The sequence below is a fragment of the Chloroflexota bacterium genome, from assembly GCA_018648225.1.
Classification (GTDB): domain Bacteria; phylum Chloroflexota; class Anaerolineae; order Anaerolineales; family UBA11858; genus NIOZ-UU35.
Map to the genome: position 1 here is coordinate 2,056 of JABGRQ010000024.1, position 1,779 is coordinate 3,834.

The window sequence follows — 1,779 nt, forward strand, 5'->3', positions numbered from 1 at the left end:
CCCAGCAAAGTATCCATGGCCCATAATAGCAAGTGGCGCAGGTAAAAGCGATATCGCTCGGCAGAGTCTGGCGAGATAAGCTTGACTTCGCGCTGAAAAAGCAAGAATTTTTTGACCAGCAGGTAATTCGTTCTATTCACTAAACGCTCCATTTCGCGCTCCTCGGTTTATTATGCATCCACAATGAGGGCACACGCCCTTGATATGCACTAATTTGCCTTTGATGGGCTGATGTTCAGGGGATTTTAGTTCCACAATATCTTTGCAGCGCAAACAGTACGCCTGGTGATCGAGTAGTTTGCGTTCACGCTTTGGTTTGCGTTGTTCTTGAACCCATTGGCTAAAATGCGTTCCAATAATCCAGATATGCTGACGGTTATCTCGCTCATGTGGAGCGCCGGTATTGAGCCAATCGCGCAATGTGCGCTCCGACATTTTTAATTCCTCCGCTAACTCACGCACGGAATAGCGCATGGGTAGTAATCCCGGAGATTTAACAATGATTGCGTGGGGTAATTTCATTCAAAAAAGCCTTCGGTGTTCCCGCGTTACCGCTGGTATGAGAAATGGTGCGTACTGAAAATGAGCGGTAACGCGGGAACGAATTCATGTATTAAGGTTGAGAGCTTCAGCTTTGAGATGCAATAACCTTATAATTTGGTTATTATTGATACGAATGTTTTTTGTGTTACGGCCCTGGTCATGGGATGCAATCAAGTCTAAGCCAGCGATTTGCTTGTAAAGGGTACCGTTACTGAGATTATTCAGTCCTCCACCACCCAGCAATCGTTCTACAGCATTTCGGGCTACATCTGGGATGAGGTAAATTGATGAATCGCGAACGTCTTGCCAGCCAATAAACCGCTCTCTTTCATTATTGAGCGCATCCTTGAAAGCTGGAAGCAGCAAACAGCGACCGCTGGCAAGGAGTTCGATTATGGTTTCCAAGAATTGACTGGCCTCCAGTGCTTCTGCGGTGAGGACGGCCATTTCATCAGCTACCTGGAAAAGTCCATCGGCATGCGCTTGTGCATAACGGTGAGCGAATGCACTAAAAGAAGGGTGCTGCTGTAGCACGTACCAGGTGAGTTGATTTGTGGCTAAATTCGTGGCTACGCGTGCTGGATTAACCGTCTGATGTTGCTGGCTGCGCAGATAGGTCAGCCACTCATCGCGTAGAGACGAAAACTGCCCGATGGAATGGGCATATATCGCGCAGGCTTCATCCGAAGACAACCAGTTCAACCAAGTTGCGCCGACTGCACTGAGATGCATACCCAACCGTTGCGATTCAGTTAGTGATGTGGTGGCTTGTTCATCACGGGCATCAAAACGAACTATTAACATTCGGGCAACAGTTGCAGCATCACGAGTAGAAACATCTTCTCCGGTGAAAATCGGCCAAGCATAAATAGGTCTGGCAGTGCGGAGGGAAATATCCCGCCGCAATCGATCTTTTTCTCCCCCTTCTAGAATGGCGTGAACAAGATTCACCAAATCACGACTGCCATTGCCAGTACCAGGCTTAAAATTGTCAATTAGGATGGGCAAATCATGAGCTGATGCGGACATGGCTATGATTGAATTGATCGTTGCGCCAATACCCCAACGGATCAGCATGTTTTCATCCAGAAAACCAGACCCAAAAATGCTCATCACCAATTGGGCAATTGATGTTTTGAACGCACCGGTGCGTCCGGTGATGAAGATGCCGTATCGTTCAGACCGCCAGCCCATTAAATGTGCCAACGGAGCTTGAAAAGCTGCACTGAGCAATAT

The 1,779-nt window shown here is 47.8% G+C and carries 2 protein-coding genes; both read right to left on the reverse strand.

The features are described from left to right. Positions 1-132: 132 nt before the first annotated feature. Positions 133-522, reverse strand: coding sequence for a hypothetical protein (locus HN413_00680; protein ID MBT3388904.1), 390 nt, complete (start codon positions 520-522; stop codon positions 133-135). 84 nt (positions 523-606) lie between these two features. Next, positions 607-1,779: DUF927 domain-containing protein (locus HN413_00685; protein ID MBT3388905.1), on the reverse strand; the 1,173-nt coding region annotated here is incomplete at its 5' end.

What these genes read in the sequence shown, in the direction of transcription:
- HN413_00680 (MBT3388904.1), bottom strand. Translation starts at nt 522, where the DNA reads ATGAAATTACCCCACGCAATCATTGTTAAATCTCCGGGATTACTACCC.